We start from the raw sequence: 15,234 nt of genomic DNA, 5'->3' as shown, positions 1-15,234 counted from the left end.
GCGGAGAGCTTCCCGGAATTCATCGACATCACTTCGATCCGCCTCTGGCTCCGCCGTTTGTCAACATGACCTAGGGAAGCGACCAGAGCGATGATCAGGGAGACGCCTCTCATCCGGTCGCTCCTTCCTGCTTCATCCGCTGCCATTCGGGGTCGTCCTTGAGCATGTGCTCGTGCCCTTCGCCGTGCTTCCAGCCGATCGACACCAGCCACCAGTTCATCGGCAGCGTGAAAATGAAGCCGACGAAGAGACCCAGCGACCCGAACGTCCAAAATGCGTAGGTGTTCGGCAGGGGCTGCTCTCCCACTACTGCAGGAGTGACGTAGTACATCACCAGTCCCATCCCGAGCATGACCGTGATCATCGAAAAGAACTCGGCCCGACCGCCCTTCAGGATCGATGCAACCCAGCCATTGCCATGCAGGCGCATCGCCCAAGTCTGAACAGGAAGCAGCCAAACGCGTAACCGACAGCATATTCGAACCAGAATTCCTGCCAGAAGGTGAAACCCATCAGCCGCCACCCGCCATTGCGGCCATGATCCCGAGGCCATCGCCACCGACACAATGCGCGGCGGACCCGAAGACCTTGCGCCACGTCGGCCTCGCATAGGCGGTGAAATGGCGCATCTTCAGCTTACCAGCCGGGTACGTGCCGATGCCCGGCGGCCGCGAAAACACGAGGTAAACGGCAATTCCCACGACCGAGAAGAACAGGATCAGGATGGGCCAGCAGGCTTTCAGCGGCGGGTTCAATGCGCTGTTGGCGCTCTGGCCGTCATAGATCACCCAGACCGCTCCAGCGATGCCGATGGCGTGCCAGGGGATTGCGAACCAGGGTTCGGCCATGAACGTGAGAATGTTGGCAACGGTTTCCAGAAGCTCTTCCGTCGTCGGTCGATCATCGGGAGATGAGCGTCTCTCGCCCCGCCGGCGCTGCTGCTGTTCCGTCTGAAACCGTTCAACAATCTGCACCGCCCGGAGTTCCTGCATCAGCGGCAGGAACACCTCGTGCAGCGCGCCGTTTATCGACAGAGGATGCTGCGCATCGCAGGTGCCGCTTTATTCAGACGCCGCAACCGAAGGAGTCAAAGATGACACGTTCGACCCACCAGCCGATCGTCCGGATGCTCGTTCTTGGACTTGCCGTTACAGTCGCGACACCGGTCGCGGCACAGGAGGCCGCGGCCGTCACCGATCCGGAATGTCCCGTCACGCATCAGGACCTGACCGAGGCCTTGCGGCAGAGCGCGGCGCCGGCTGCCGGTCCATCGAACGGCGGGCTCGGCAACAACGAGTGGGCCGCGGTGGTCGACCGAACCGGCACCGTCTGCGCCATCACCTACAGCGGCGAGACCGTGCGCGACCAATGGCTCGGCAGTCGCGCCATCGCGGTCGAGAAGGCGTTCACCGCCAATGCCTTCAGCTTGCCCAATTTCGCGCTGTCGACGGCCAACCTGTATGCCGGAGCGCAGCCCGGCGGGTATCTCTACGGCATCATCACCACCAATCCGGTGCGGGAGGAATTGCTCTACCTCGGCGATGTCGAAACCTGGGGCACGCCTTCCGATCCCCTCGTCGGAGAGATCGCCGGCGGAACCGTAGTCTTTGCGGGCGGCCTTCCGCTCTATGACGGCGGTGAACTGGTGGGCGGGTTGGGCGCCAGCGGCGACACGTCCTGTGCGGATCACAACATTGCCTGGCGCGTGCGCAACATGCTCGACCTCGGTGATGTCCCGGCCGGCGTCTCGCCGTCCGGGGCCGATCAGATCATCTACGACATCGGTCCCAGCGGTAGCAGCGCGTCCGGCTACGGGCATCCCATGTGCGGCCGCAATGCGCCCGACGTCGCAGAGGAAATCGGTGCAGGCTTCGTGCCGGAGTGGAACGAAACCGACTGAAAGCGAGTCCGCGACGACGCGGTCGCGGGTGTCACGCCCGATCCTGCCCGCTCATCGACAGGAAACGCCAGATAAGGATTGCGGCGCCTGCGAAGTAGGGAAGGCCACCGCCCAGGGCCATAAGGACCCCTCCGAGCCGCTGATCCTGAAGAGGCGTCAGCCCCCAAGCGCCGCCACAGATCTCGGGCGCATAAATCAGCCCCGGCGCGGTCGCCAGCAGCACGCCGAGCATCGACATATGCATGAAACTCATCATCAGGGCCAAGCCGCCGGACCCCGCCGCCGCGCGGCCGGGCGCGAGGCCAGGCAGCCAGACCAGCGTTCCGGCAACGAGGAAACTGCCCTGCTGCATGGCAAACGCCAAGGGCGACAACGCGGCCGCTTCATGCAGCCCCGGCACATGCCAGCCCCATACGACCGCAAGCTCGGCCATCGAGACTCCGATGGCCAACAGTGCGCCCGCGCGCCTCGGAGCGAGTCCCGACCGTGCCAGCCCGAGCGCCAGCAAGGGTGCCGCGCCAAGCATCACGCCCAGATGAAGGATCATGTGCCAAGAGAAGGAGATGCGGGCCAGTGACGGCAGCGGGCCGGACCACAGCGCGGCCAGCAGGACGGCCGCAGCACCAAGCGGCCAGTGGCGGCTACCGGTTCGGAGAGAGCTGGCTGCGACCGCCATCGATCTACTCAAGTGTGTAGAGGTAGGCGGTGACGTCCAAGGCTTCGGCCTCCGTCAGCCCCACATCCGGCATGGCATTGCCCGGCACGACCTGCTGCGGGGCCAGCAGCCACTGCGCCATGTTTGCGGGCGTATTCTGCATGACGCCGGCGATGATCCGCCGCCGGGCCATGTGGTTCAGCGGCGGCCCCACCAGCCCCTGGGCCGTGTCGATGCCGGGAATGATGTGGCAGGTGCCGCAGCCATTCGCCACGATCAGCGCCCGCCCGGCCGAGATGTCCCCGATCTCGTCGGCACGCTCCGAAGGGCCGGGCTTTTCGTCCGGCCAGTAGCCCGGCAGGAACAGAACGACCAGCAGGGGAAGGATCAGGCTCCGCACAGGTTTCTCCAGACTGCGGCGACGGTGTTCGCGCCGATCGCGATGAGGAACAGGACGCTGCCCCAGACCCCCCAGACGGCCATGTAGCGCGTGCGTCCCTCGCCCGCCTGCATCACGCCGCCGGAATGCTGCATCTTCTCGTGCCGCGTTTCGCGAAGAAGATGCGCCGAGGCCGCCAGCGCCACCACGGCTATGACGAGTGCGGCGACATTTACGACGACGATGGCAATCGCCGTCGCCTCCCAATTCAGGATGAAGCCGCGGGGTCGCGCTTCGACCAGGCAACCCAAGCCGCCAAGCGCCGCGTTGCCGCTGAGCTGCAGGCTCCATGCTACGGGCGCGCCCAGTAGCGCGAAGGCCAACAGGCTGCGGCTGATCCGTCCCCGGTCGGGTGCCGGATGGCCGATGTCGAATTCTGCTTGATGCGGTTCGGTCATGCGATCACCAGAAATACGGGGCGACGTAGAACGAGAAGAACACGGTCAGCCAGACGACGTCGACGAAGTGCCAGTAGATGCCACCGATGCTGACAGGTGCATGGCGTTCGCCGTCGAACTTGCCCAAGGCCGTCCACAAGATCAGCGCGCCGAGCACCAACAGCCCCACGACGACGTGCGCCATGTGGAATCCGGTGACGGTGAAGAACAACGAGCCGTGCGGATCGCTGTCGAGCCTGTAGGGCTTTTCCATCCACTCACGCACCTGGATTCCAACGAACGCCGCGCCCATGATGAACCCGGTTCCAAGCCCCAACACGGCGCGACCGCTGTGGCTGCGCTTGATGCTGTGCTCGCCGTACCAGACGGCGACGGAGCTCAGCAGCAGAAGCACCGTGTTCGGCCCCGACAGGCGGAACGAGGGCATCTTCGGCGGAAGGAAGTCGCGACCCTCTTGCAGCAGCATGTAGTAGTAGCTGAATAGCAGATACCCGAAGAGGCAGGCTTCGGTGGCGATCAGTGTCATCATGCCCCACCAGCCGCCGCTGCCCCTGCGGACGCTGCCCTGGTCCATCCGGCCGACGGTCAGACTTTCGTCGGACTTGTTTGGCTGGGGATGTGCGGATGGGGTCGCGTCGGTCATGCTTGCGTCCCCCTCGTCTGCCCCAGATCATCCTGCGGCCAAAGCCAGCCGAGAACGCACAGGAAGATCACGACGCTGGACACGCCCGCGGCGATCCACCAGTGCAGCAGGAGCGCAGTGAAGAGCACGCTCATCGTCACCGTGGTGAGGAACGGCCAGAGCGAGTCCTCGGGCATCTTCGCGATCATGTCGGGCTCGGCATCCAGGGCGGTGGTCAGGAGCGTCTCCTTGCCGTCGTCAAGGATCGGCCCGCGGTCGAGCGAGGACCGGCCATTGCTTTCGTCCAGCCGGTCCTCCCAAAGTGGATGGCGGCTGGCAATCACGGGCAGCACGGCGAAATTGTAAGGCGGCGGCGGCGACGACACGTGCCATTCGAGCGTCGGTGCATCCCACGGGTTCGGCCCCGCCTCGGTTCCGCGGCGCAGGGCGATCGCAAAGTTCACCAGCACCAGCAGGAGCCCGAAAGCCAGAAGGAACGCGCCGATGGTCGTGATCATGTTGACGGTGCCCCAGCCGGCTCCCTCTGGATAAGTGTAGATGCGCCGCGGCATCCCCAGAAGGCCGGTCCAGTGCATCGGCAGGAAGGCCAGATTGAACCCGGTGAAGACCGTGGCGAAGGCCCAGCGTCCCATGCGCTCGCTGGTCATCTTGCCGGTCATCTTCGGAAACCAGAAGTAGAGCCCGCCGAGTACCCCGAAGAGGTTGATGCCGATCAGCACGTAGTGGATATGCGCCACGACGAAGTAGGTCCCGTGCAGCTGAAGGTCGGCGGGAACCGATGCGGTCATCACGCCGGAGACGCCACCGACCACGAACATCACGATGAAGGACGCGAAGTAGAGGAACGGCGTCTTGATCACCGGACGCCCCGTCATGATCGTGGCGATCCAGGCGAAGACGGCGACGGCCGAGGGGATCGTGATGATGAAGGACGCGCCCGAGAACATCGACAGCGATATGAACGGGATCCCGGTGGCGAACATGTGGTGGACCCAGACGCCAAAGCCCAGGATCATCGTCGTGATGGTCCCCAGAACCACCAGGGTATAGGCCACGAGCGGCTGGCGACAGAACACCGGCAGGCCATCGGACACGATACCCATTGCCGGAAGCACGATGATGTAGACCCACGGGTGCGCGAATATCCAGAACAGGTGCTGCCACAGGAGAGGCTTGCCGCCCGATGTAGCCTCGTAGAAATGGGTTCCGAACTGGCGGTCCATCCAGAGAAGGAAGAATGCAAGCGAAACCGCAGGCACTGCCAGCAAGTTGCCGATCGAAATGGTGAACGTCCCCCAGACCATCACCGGCAAGCGGTTGATCGACATGCCTGCCGCGCGGGTTCGCAACAGCGTCACGACGAAATTCGCGGCCCCCACCGTCGTCGAAATGCCCAGGAAGATCATCCCGAGGGCGTAAAAGTCCATGTTGAGGCCGGGGTTGAACTGGCGCAGCGAAAAGGGCGCGAAGTTGAACCAACCGTTGTTTGGTACCGCGCCGGTCAGGAAGCTGGCATAGATGAACAGCCCCGACGCCAGGAAGACCCAGTAGGAAAAGGCGTTCATCCGCGGAAACGCCATGTCCCGCGACCCCAACAGCAGCGGGAACAGGTAGTTCGAAAAGCCCGACAGGACCGGCAGCGCGTAGAGGAAGATCATCGTGATGCCGTGGATCGAGAAGAGCTCGTTGTACTGCTCAGGCGACAGGAAGTCGTTGTCCGGCTTCGCCAACTGCACCCGCATGGCCAAGGCCTCGAGTCCGCCGAGGATCAGGAACGCGAAGGACGTAACGAGGTAGCGGATGCCGATTTCCTTGTGATCCACGGTCCCGAGCCAGCCCATCAGCCCCGGTTCGGTCTCCCAGATCTTCTCGAGCTTTTCGCGAAGCTCGGGCGTGGCGGGTCCGACGCGGGGTGTGCGCTTGATCGGCGTGGAGCTCACAGGGTTCTCCTCATTCCAGCGTGACAAGGTAGCTGCGGACGGCTTCCAGTTGCGGTCCCGACAGGTCGGGATTGGGCATGTGCGTACCCGGCTTCACTTGCTGCGGGTTCGCGATCCATCCCGAAAGGTGACCGACGGTGTTGGGCAGCATCGCCGCGGCGAGTGTCGTGCGGCTCATCAGATGCGTGAGGTCGGGGCCCATCTCGCCCCCGGCGATCGTTCCGCGCACCGTGTGGCAGGCGCCGCACTCTTCGATGAAGACGTCGCGGCCGGCCAGCGCCTCGGGCGCTTCGGGCAAGTCCGCCGGCTCCAGCTGTGCATCGTACCACTCCCGGAATTCGTCTTCGGGCGCGGCGAAGATGCGCAGGCCCATATGGGCATGCTGAAGGCCGCAATACTCGTTGCATTGGCCGCGAAAGACGCCGGGCACGTCGGCCTGAAACCACGCCGTGTTCACTTGTCCCGGAATCAAATCTGTCTTTCCGGCAAGCGCGGGGACCCAGAAGGTGTGGATTACGTCGGCCGAGGTCAGCTTGAAGCGCACAGGCCGGCCGACGGGGATCCAGATCTCGTTCGCCGTCTCAACAATGAGTGGCGGCTCCTCGGCGGCATAACGCACCTCCCACCACCATTGGTGGCCCGTGATCTCGATGGTCAGCGCAGCTTCATCTTCTTCGGGCGCGGCGATCGCCACCATTGTGCCGATCGTCCAGACCGTGAAGCCGATCAGGACCAGCGCAGTTGCAGCGAGGCCGCCGTAGATCCAGCGCAGCGGGACCCGCTCAGACGGGCGCTTCACCGAAGCGTGGTCCGCCGGCATCGACACGTTGCGGCGCGCGCCCCGCACCGCCACCATCACGAGGGCCGTTATCATGACGACCACCACGATCGACAGGATCAGCAGCCCCCAGGTCAGATCGGCGATCATGCCACCGGGTTGCCCCAGTGTGTCCAGATACCACATTGGCCCCGGCGCCTCGGCCGCCGCAGGTCCCGCGGCCATGGCGAACATGGCAGCAGCGAGGCTGAGGAGGCTGGCGCTGGTTCCGAAGGCAGCGGGCATCATTGTCGGCTTCCGTCTCTATTCGGGCTTCTCGGGGGTTTCGACCGGGACGAAGGGTGGCCGGCCGAAGCTGAAGGGCTGAAGGTTCTCCCAAGGATCGATCGTGGTCATGTACTGTGCCGGGACCTGCTCCTTGTCGAAGGTTTCAAGCGACGTCGTCTTTCCCCACTGGCCCGTCTCTTCGCGGCTGATCTCACGGACGTAAGCGACGAGGTCCCAGATGGTCTGATCGGGAAGAAAGCCGCCGAACGCCGGCATCCCCAACGGTCTGCCCTGCACGATCGTCAGAAAGATATTTTCCGGATCGCCGCCGTATTTGAACGTGGTGTTGCTGAGCGACGGACCCATTCCGCCGGCACCGTTCGGCGCATGGCAGCCGACGCAGTTGAACTGGTTGAAATACCGCATTCCCCGGAACGCGGCCTGGTCGCTGCCCACGGGTAGCGTGCCCAGATCGGGATCGGGTCGGACGCCATCAGGGAAAATGCCAGTGATCGGCACGTGCAACAGGGCGTTCGGGCGCGGTCCTTCGTCCTCTATGGCGCCTATATCGACCGGATCGTCCTCTTCGGCCTCGCCGGGCGTGGGATCGATCGGTGCGTCGAGGATCGCCCGCTCCACCGGATCGACGTTGGCCTTTTCATCCTGCGCCGGCAGCGGTGCCGCGATCAGCATCAAAGGCAACAGAAGGAGACCTCGCGCCAAGCTGGCAAGGTGACCGCCTGTGCCTCCGCGGTCTACGAGTTCAGGTAGCTCGCTGTGCTGTCCCATCTCTTGTTCTCCCTTTCTGCGGAGCGCTCGCGCGCCTCCGCGACGGGTGGTTCAAATTTCGGGAACGCCGTAACGCTCGAGCAGTGCCTCGACCTCGTCCTGCTTTTCGACGAGCACCGCGTCCAGGCGGTGACGCAGCTCGTCATCGGTCCTGCGCACACCGATGGCGATGGAATATTCGAAGACCAAGGGCAGATAATCGACGGTATCGGTTATTGGTGCCAGGTCCAGCGGAACTTCGGACGTCCGGGCGTAGTAGCCGGCAAGCGGCCCCCACACAGCGGCGATGTCGACTTCGCCCGCCACCACCGCATCAAGCAGGCGGGCGGGAGGCGCCTCCTGCCGATAGTCGCCGTAGACGGTGTAGCCGACGACGTTGTCGATAATTCCCCGCTCTCCCAAGGCGTGGGCGGGCGGCGTATTGGCCCCGTCGTCGCCAACCAAATGAACGCCGATCGTCAGGTCCCGCAGCCTCGGATCGTCGATCGACGACACGTCGATGTCCCTGTCGGCACGCGATACGAAGACGTAGCCGGACCGGTAGTAGGGCCGCGTCGTCTGCAGCATGTCGAGCGCCGGTGTGCCCATGACGACGTCACACAGCCCCGCGTTCAGGGTCTGGCGGAGAAAGCCGCGCCGCTGGGCGTGCCACGTGTATTCGACTTCGGCGTCCAAGGCATCGGCCACGAGCTCCGCCAGCGCATTTTCAAGCCCTTCGCCGCGCTCGTTGGAAAACGGCAGGTTGTTCGGATCGGCGCAGACGCGCAGGCGCCCTTCGTCAAGCGTGTGGTCGATCTGCGACAGCGCCGCCTCGCGTGCCTCGCGCAGGGCGACCCGCTCGGCGGCGGTCTGCTGCGCATGGGCTTGCGCAGCAGACAGCCCGCAGATGCAGGCAAGGAGGCGAAGCGCGGCAGTCATTCGACCTCCACAGCAGCGGGGCCGGCGACATCTTCGGGTAGCGCGAAGACAAGCAGCGTGCTGCCGCCCTTCGTGTATGCGGGCAAGTCCTGCATGGCGCCGACAAAGCCAAGCGCGCCGTTGCGCACCTGCGGATCGAGTTCGGCCACAGCAACGGCGCCAGCCCAGCCGCCGACGCCGGACAGGATCGCGATGTATTGCCGGCCGTCCGACCCCATGTAGGTCGTCGGCTGCCCGATGATGCCGGAGGGTGCGCGGAACTTGTAGAGAAGGTCTCCTGAGCGGGCGTCGACAATCTTCAGCCAGCGGTCCATCGTGCCGTAGACGGCGATATCGCCGGCGGTGGCCAGGGTGCCGGACCAGACCGGAAAATTCTCCTGGATCGCCCAGACCTTCTCTTGTTCGATCGGATCCCAAGCCATGTATTCGCCGCGATAGTCGTCGCCATTCGCGGCGTACATGTCGACTGTCGCGCCAAGAAATGGCGTTCCGGCGATGTAGCCGACCTCGGACATCTTCATCGTCGCGCAGAGATGCTGGTGCGGAACGTAAAGAAGCTCCGTTCGCGGCGACCATGCAGACGGCTGCCAGTCCTTCGCCCCCGGCGGCGCCGGACAGATATCTTCGACCACGCGCCCCGGCAGCGGCTCTTTCTCGGGATTCGGGATGATGCGCCCGGTTTCGAGATTGACGCCCAGGTAGGCCGTCACCCGGTCATATTCCTCTGCCGACAGGACCTGGCCGTTGGTCCGGTCAAGGACATACATGTATCCCGTCCGCCCCGGTCGGATGGCGAGACGGCGCATCTCTCCGTCGATCTCGGCATCAAGCAGGATGAGCTCGTTCACCCCGTCGTGGTCCCAAAGGTCATGGGGCGAGGTCTGATAGGCCCAGGCCGCCAGTCCGGTATCGGGATCGCGGGCGAAGATCGTCGTCGTCCAGAGATTGTCGCCCGGCCGCTGGTTCGCGTTCCAGGGTCCGGGATTGCCCGATCCGTAGTAGATCAGGTCAAGTTCCGGATCGTAGGAGATCCAGCCCCACGTAGTGCCGCCGCCGGTCTGCCAGCGGCCGGGCGGCCATGTCACGACGCCGAGATCCTCACCTTCCATCCAGTCGTAATAGGGATCGAACCCCTCGCCAATCAGAACGTCCTCGTCAGGGCCGGTGTGATAGGCGCGCCAAGCGACCTTTCCGGTGTCGATGTCGAGAGCCGTTATCCAGCCGCGGACGCCAAGTTCGCCACCGGAGTTGCCCACCAGAACCACGTCCTTCACCACGAGGGGCGCCATTGTCATGGTCTCGCCCTTGGTGATCTCGCCCAACTTGGTGTGCCAGACCTCTTTTCCGGTCTCGGCATCGACGGCGACCGTATGGTTGTCGAGCGTGTTGAAGAAAACCTTGCCGTCGGCATAGGCCGCGCCGCGGTTCACTACGTCGCAGCAGGCCACCCCGATCGCAGCCGGGGCGGTCGGCGGCGAATACGTCCATTTCAGGGTGCCGTCCGTCGTGTCGAGCGCGAAGAGATTGTTCGGGTGCGGCCCGACGACGTACATCGTGTCGCCCACGACGATAGGCGCGGCTTCCTGCCCCCGATCCACTCCGACCGAGAAGGTCCAGGCGAGCTCGAGCTCGTCCACGTTCTCGGCATTGATCTGGTCGAGCTCGCTGTAGCGGGTGCTGGCATAGTTTTTCGCCGGCATGATCCACTGGGCCGGATCCTGCTGCATCTCAACGAGATCGTCGGCGTTCCCGTTCGACTCCTGCGCCCAACCAACCGTACCCAGAACCGCGAGCAGGAATGGCGCCATGAGCGCTGATCTTCCGTTGATCCGGTGCGTCGGGCAAAGTCGGAATGGCATCGCACGTCCCTATGACTTTTCTTTCCCTTCTACGCTCTTCAACCGGCACCGGCTACCGTTGTTCCTGCTGAACCTGCAGAACGTGCTTTCACCGTCACCCCCGGCCGTAAAACTCCGAAGCGGGGGCAGACACCACCAGCGAGCGGATCACGCCCGCAAGACGTGCGGTCAGGTCGGTGAAGCCAAGCGCCCTGCGTATCGCCAACGGATCGCGAGGGCGCGCCAACGGGTTTTCGCAAATCTCTATTACACGGGTCAGTCACCCTCCCAGCACCACGACGCGATCTCCCAGAAGCACCGCCTCTTCGACGCTATGCGTGACGAAGAGAACCGTCGGCCTATCAGCCTGCCAGAGATCCATGAGGTCGACCTGCATGAGTTCCCGCGTCTGCGCTTCGACACTCGCGAAGGGCTCGTCCATCAGCAGAATCGCCGGTCGCCCCACCATGGCGCGAGCGATGGCCGCGCGCTGGCGCATCCCGCCTGACAACTGCGCCGGAAAGGCGTCGGCTGCATCCATGAGCCCCACGCGGGCGAGCTGCGCCGTTACCGCCTTGTGCCGTTCCGCTGCCGGTCGACCCGCCAGGCGCAGGGGCAGACCCACGTTCTACGGCCACCACCGACAGACGCCAGACTCCGATCATGGTGCGGCCCGCCGCGGTCGCAGAAGGCTCCGCCCCGGATCATAACCCGCCACTGCAACCAGAAACGCGCCAAGGCCGACTCCCGCCACGACCGCAAGCGAAACGGATGCCAGCCGGCCATAGGCGGCAAAGCGGATCAGCTCGACCGCGTGTGTGAACGGGTTGACCCGCGCGATCCACCAGAGCCAGAGCGAACCTGCCTCTTGTAGCTTCCACAGAGGAAAAAGTGCGCTGGAGATGAAGAACATAGGAAATATGACGAAGTTCATCGCGCCCGCAAAATTCTCCATTTGCCGGACGTGTACGGACAGCATCAGCCCGATCGCTCCCAGCATCAGCCCCGCCAGCAGGACCGCCGGAAGGATCGTCAGCCAGCCGGCGGGCGGAATGCGCGCGTCAAACGCCCACGCTGCGCCGAGGAACACATAGGCGAGGATCACCGACAGAAGAGTTCCGGCCGCAAGCTTGCTGAACAGCAGCCACCACCGCGGCAGCGGCGCCGTCAGCAGAACCCGCATCATTCCCATCTCGCGGTCGTAGACGAGCGACAGCGACGACAGCATGCCGTTGAACAGCAGGATGATGCAGATCAGCCCCGGCACCATGTATTCGCGGTAGGTCACGTACGTCTCGTAGGGCGGCACGATCGACACGCCGAGGATGCCGTGGAACCCGGCGCCGAAAACGATCAGCCAGAGCATCGGCCTGACGACAGAGGACAAGAGCCGGCCCCGTTGCCGAGAGAAGCGCAGAACCTCCCGGCGCGTGATCCCGCGGAAGCTGCGCAAGGCGTGGCGTGCCGTCATGTACGCCATCAACGCATTTCGCAGGCGCTTTCGGGAGCGTCCATGCCCAACGTATCGAGATCGTTGAGCCGGTGCGGGAACGCCTCGAGCGGCGCACGCGCGATGGTGGCGTCTGCGGTGGACAGCAGGATCGGCTGGCGCAACTGCCCGTCCCACGGCCGGAAGCTCATCGGCGTGCCTTTCGATCCATCAAGCCGCAGGTCTTCCCCCCGCAGAAAGTCACGCATGGCGTCGAAGTCGGCAGGGTCGCTTCGCATGGCGGCTTGCATGACCGCCTTGACCGCAACCCAGGCGGCCCAGCCGCCATCGTTCATCCGCCGCGGCGTTGCCAGTTCCTCGAAACGATGCTGAAGCTGCGGCGCGCCGTGGCGGTGCCACGACCAGTGCCAAGCCTGCGGAGTCAGGCCCGCGGTGCCCGTCACGGGGCGCGGTAGAGCGGTCTGGAACGAAACATAGCGGTCGAATTCGCCGCTGTCGTCGGCCACGAAGTAGACATCCGGATTGCCCATGTCGGCGGTCATCAGCGCGATGTTGCTTTCCTTGCGGCGGCGGGGATCGGCGGTCAGGGCAAAGGGCGCTTCGGCCACGATTTCGGCACCGTACTTCGCAGCCGAACGGCGCATGGCCTCGGCCAATTGCGCGTCAGCCTCTGCTTCACCCGCCAGGATGGCGATCCGGGGCCAGCCGCGGTCCACCAAATACTGGACCAGCGCGTCGGTCCGCATCGCGTCGCTCGGCGCGATGTGAAGAACGTTGGCGCGGCACTTCGCCCCGCGCAGGACATCGTCCCCGGCGGTGAGGTTGAAGATGAGCACCGGCAGGTCCGACAGCGCATCGGACAACGACAGAAGATCGGGTGCCGCGAGGTCGGCCAGAAGGAAATGCATGCCCTCGTCGCGGACCCAAGTCTTGACGATTTCGGCCAGCGCCTCGACGCTTGCCTCCCGGGCCGTGAGCAGGGTGAAGTCGATCCCCATGACCCGCCCCACCATGGAAGCATCCTCGATCCCAACCTCGGCCCCCGGCTGCGGCCGGCCGAGCGTGCGAAAGTCTATACCCGCGTAAGCCGCCTGATTGGCGTATCGCGGGTCGCCTTCAAGCTCTACATATCCCACCGGCACCGGCTGCGCCTCTTGCGCGATCACTCCCACGCCCAGCGATATCCAGACGATCAGCGCCACCAATGCCCTAATCATCGACGACCACCGTATGAGGCACCCGGCCCGTGGGAAGCGATCGCACGGCCTTCGCCTCGGCGACATCCACGATGGTCAGGTCATCGCTGAGGCCGTTGGCGACATACAGCAATTCCCCGTCCGGGCTGGGCGCGACGCCCCAGGCGCGACTGCCGACAAGGACATAGGCCTCTACCTCCTTGGTCTCGACATCGACGAAAGCAACATGGTTGGCGCGCCCGAGCGCGACGAACATCGTCTCGCCGTCAGGTGACAGCGCGAGGCCCACGGGTGTCACGTCCTCGGCACGGGCGCCGGGCGGCAGCAGAGGCAGTTGCTGCGCGATCTCGTTCGTTGCCGTGTCGATAATCGTCACCTGCCCGGCCAGCTCGTCCGAGACCCAAAGCTCGGTTTCATCCGCCGACAGCTCGAAACGCCGCGGACGTGTGCCGACAAGGATGTTCTTCACGACCTTGCCTTGCTCTGCATCCACCACGTGCACCATGTCGGCGACTTCCGAGGTGAAATAGATCGTCTTGCCGTCCGGCATCACCATCACCCCCTCGGGCTCGGGCCCGGTGGCGATCGTCATCAGCGTTTCGCCGGTCGCGATATCGATCTGCCGGACGAGGGCGCTTTCCTCTTCCGAGACGAACAACGACTTGCCGTCCAGCGCAATATCGAAGATCTCAGGGCTTATTCCGGTCGGGATCTGCCGCACGACCTCCAGTGTCGCGACGTCTATCACGTCGATCACATCGGAATCGCCGGCAGCGACGTAGAGCAGCTCGTGATCCGCGTCGAAATGCATGTCGCGCGGACGTTGCGCGGTGTGGATCTCCTTCACGACCGCATGATCATTGGCGGGATCGAGCACGACGACCGTGTCCGAAGCTTCGTGACTGACGAAGACATACCCGGTGCCCTTCGCTTCCGCTGCCCCGGCCATCAGCGCCAACGCCGCGGCTGCAACGATCGTTCTTGTTCCGGTCATCCGATCTCCCTCGCTGGCTTGCGGTATGCGCGGATCCGTCCGAGTGTCGCGCCATGCTGACTGCTGCCCCCCCTGCCCTCATGCTCTCCGGGATCTCGAAGAAATTCGGGGAACGCCATGCGCTGCAGGACATAGAGCTTCAAGCCGCCGAAGGCCAACTGGTGGCGCTGCTGGGTGCGAACGGCGCTGGCAAGACCACCCTCATCCAGATCGCGACCGGTCTTCTTCGGCCCGACGCCGGCCGGATCGAGATACTCGGGCGCGACCTACTGGCAAGACCAGTCGAGGCGCTGCGGGGGCTCGGAGTGGTGTTTCAAGAACAGACGCTGGACCTGGAATTGACCGTAGAGGAAAACCTGCGGCTACACGCCGACCTTCAGGGCCTGCGCGGACGCGACGCACGGCCGCGGATCGCGAAGTTGCTGGAACGCTTCGGCCTGTTCGAGCGGCGGCGCGACAGGGCACGGGTGCTTAGCGGAGGCAACCGGCGGCGGCTGGAACTGGCGCGGGCCATGTTGCACGACCCGCGCGTGCTGATCCTGGACGAGCCCACGGCAGGGCTGGACCACCCGAGCCGGGAGGATCTGCTGCGCAGCGCCCTTGATCTGCGAACACAGGGCGTTCTGGTCGTTTGGTCCACGCACCTGCTGGAGGAGGCCGCAAGGGCGGACCGGGCGGTCGTCCTGCAGGAGGGGCGGATTGCCGCCGAATTCTGCGGCGAAGACCTGAACCTGACGCGGCTTCGGACACGGTTCCAGTTGCGCTGATGTCTCTTCTCTTGGTGCGAGGTCGGGACCGGCTGCATGGCCTTAAGCCGCGCGCGAAAGCTGTTCGTGTAGGCCGTCCCTGCGCTTCGATCATGAGCAAGTTTCCACCCGCCCGCTACCGCACGACGAACTGGTCCAGCTATAACGATGCGTTGCGAAGCGCGGGTCGATGCTGATCTGGGTAGATAAGGAGATGGCCTGGCTGGCGCCGCCTGGGACGCCCACCGGTCTTCTCCGATGCGAGCCAGATCTGCCTCTCGAT

The 15,234-nt window shown here is 64.5% G+C and carries 17 protein-coding genes and 1 pseudogene; 3 read left to right on the top strand and 15 right to left on the bottom strand.

The genetic code is table 11. The features are described from left to right. Positions 1-109: 109 nt before the first annotated feature. A complete protein-coding gene (locus tag ACFDS3_RS15880; RefSeq protein WP_375263334.1) occupies positions 110-553 on the bottom strand; it encodes a DUF4396 domain-containing protein in 444 nt (147 codons plus the stop codon). Continuing rightward, the gene (locus ACFDS3_RS15875) at positions 513-974 is read right to left on the bottom strand and encodes a hypothetical protein (protein WP_375263333.1); all 462 of its coding nucleotides are present in this window, start codon (positions 972-974) and stop codon (positions 513-515) included. The genes ACFDS3_RS15880 and ACFDS3_RS15875 overlap by 41 nt, the downstream gene beginning before the upstream one ends. A 119-nt stretch (positions 975-1,093) precedes the next feature. Here ACFDS3_RS15875 and ACFDS3_RS15870 point away from each other — a divergent pair, with 119 nt between their 5' ends. Further along, complete coding sequence (locus ACFDS3_RS15870; RefSeq protein WP_375263332.1) at positions 1,094-1,900, top strand: heme-binding protein; 807 nt, start codon at positions 1,094-1,096, stop codon at positions 1,898-1,900. Between the two features lie 31 nt (positions 1,901-1,931). Here ACFDS3_RS15870 and ACFDS3_RS15865 read toward each other — a convergent pair whose 3' ends face one another. The 13 genes from ACFDS3_RS15865 to ACFDS3_RS15805 all read right to left on the bottom strand — a co-directional run bounded on the left by ACFDS3_RS15865 (position 1,932) and on the right by ACFDS3_RS15805 (position 14,205). Then, positions 1,932-2,576, bottom strand: coding sequence for a cytochrome c oxidase assembly protein (locus ACFDS3_RS15865; RefSeq protein WP_375263331.1), 645 nt, complete (start codon positions 2,574-2,576; stop codon positions 1,932-1,934). 4 nt (positions 2,577-2,580) lie between these two features. Continuing rightward, the gene (locus ACFDS3_RS15860) at positions 2,581-2,955 is read right to left on the bottom strand and encodes a c-type cytochrome (protein ID WP_375263330.1); all 375 of its coding nucleotides are present in this window, start codon (positions 2,953-2,955) and stop codon (positions 2,581-2,583) included. After that, on the bottom strand, positions 2,943-3,392 hold the full coding sequence (locus tag ACFDS3_RS15855; protein ID WP_375263329.1) for a hypothetical protein: 450 nt from the start codon (positions 3,390-3,392) through the stop codon (positions 2,943-2,945). Before ACFDS3_RS15855 ends, ACFDS3_RS15860 begins: the two co-directional genes overlap by 13 nt. A gap of 4 nt (positions 3,393-3,396) precedes the next feature. Beyond that, positions 3,397-4,035 carry a heme-copper oxidase subunit III gene (locus ACFDS3_RS15850; protein ID WP_375263328.1) on the bottom strand — a complete coding sequence of 213 codons (639 nt, stop codon included), beginning with the start codon at positions 4,033-4,035 and terminating at the stop codon, positions 3,397-3,399. Beyond that, entirely contained in the window at positions 4,032-5,975 is a 1,944-nt protein-coding gene (gene ctaD / locus ACFDS3_RS15845; RefSeq protein WP_375263327.1) for a cytochrome c oxidase subunit I, read from the bottom strand. Before ctaD ends, ACFDS3_RS15850 begins: the two co-directional genes overlap by 4 nt. A gap of 10 nt (positions 5,976-5,985) precedes the next feature. Further along, positions 5,986-7,041 (bottom strand): cytochrome c oxidase subunit II, encoded by a 1,056-nt coding sequence (gene coxB / locus ACFDS3_RS15840; RefSeq protein WP_375263326.1) that lies wholly within the window; start codon positions 7,039-7,041, stop codon positions 5,986-5,988. A 15-nt stretch (positions 7,042-7,056) separates the two neighbouring features. Next, positions 7,057-7,809 (bottom strand): c-type cytochrome, encoded by a 753-nt coding sequence (locus ACFDS3_RS15835; protein WP_375263325.1) that lies wholly within the window; start codon positions 7,807-7,809, stop codon positions 7,057-7,059. A 51-nt stretch (positions 7,810-7,860) separates the two neighbouring features. After that, positions 7,861-8,727 (bottom strand): substrate-binding domain-containing protein, encoded by an 867-nt coding sequence (locus ACFDS3_RS15830; RefSeq protein WP_375263324.1) that lies wholly within the window; start codon positions 8,725-8,727, stop codon positions 7,861-7,863. Further along, positions 8,724-10,535: a PQQ-dependent dehydrogenase, methanol/ethanol family gene (locus tag ACFDS3_RS15825; protein ID WP_375263323.1), complete on the bottom strand. Its 1,812-nt coding sequence runs from the start codon at positions 10,533-10,535 to the stop codon at positions 8,724-8,726. The genes ACFDS3_RS15830 and ACFDS3_RS15825 overlap by 4 nt, the downstream gene beginning before the upstream one ends. 310 nt (positions 10,536-10,845) lie before the next feature. After that, a complete protein-coding gene (locus ACFDS3_RS15820) occupies positions 10,846-11,190 on the bottom strand; it encodes an ATP-binding cassette domain-containing protein (RefSeq protein WP_375263322.1) in 345 nt (114 codons plus the stop codon). 36 nt (positions 11,191-11,226) lie between these two features. Further along, positions 11,227-12,036 carry an ABC transporter permease gene (locus tag ACFDS3_RS15815; RefSeq protein WP_375263321.1) on the bottom strand — a complete coding sequence of 270 codons (810 nt, stop codon included), beginning with the start codon at positions 12,034-12,036 and terminating at the stop codon, positions 11,227-11,229. 8 nt (positions 12,037-12,044) lie between these two features. After that, positions 12,045-13,232 carry an ABC transporter substrate-binding protein gene (locus tag ACFDS3_RS15810; RefSeq protein WP_375263320.1) on the bottom strand — a complete coding sequence of 396 codons (1,188 nt, stop codon included), beginning with the start codon at positions 13,230-13,232 and terminating at the stop codon, positions 12,045-12,047. Further along, the gene (locus ACFDS3_RS15805; protein WP_375263319.1) at positions 13,225-14,205 is read right to left on the bottom strand and encodes a PQQ-dependent catabolism-associated beta-propeller protein; all 981 of its coding nucleotides are present in this window, start codon (positions 14,203-14,205) and stop codon (positions 13,225-13,227) included. The genes ACFDS3_RS15810 and ACFDS3_RS15805 overlap by 8 nt, the downstream gene beginning before the upstream one ends. A gap of 53 nt (positions 14,206-14,258) precedes the next feature. Here ACFDS3_RS15805 and ACFDS3_RS15800 point away from each other — a divergent pair, with 53 nt between their 5' ends. Further along, positions 14,259-14,972, top strand: a complete 714-nt coding sequence (locus tag ACFDS3_RS15800; RefSeq protein ID WP_375263318.1) for an ABC transporter ATP-binding protein — start codon at positions 14,259-14,261, stop codon at positions 14,970-14,972. A gap of 92 nt (positions 14,973-15,064) precedes the next feature. After that, positions 15,065-15,234: pseudogene (locus ACFDS3_RS15795) on the top strand (IS5/IS1182 family transposase); the annotation flags it as partial.

The organism is Palleronia sp., from assembly GCF_042089775.1.
GTDB lineage: Bacteria > Pseudomonadota > Alphaproteobacteria > Rhodobacterales > Rhodobacteraceae > Palleronia.
This window is presented reverse-complemented; position numbering and strand designations above follow the sequence as displayed.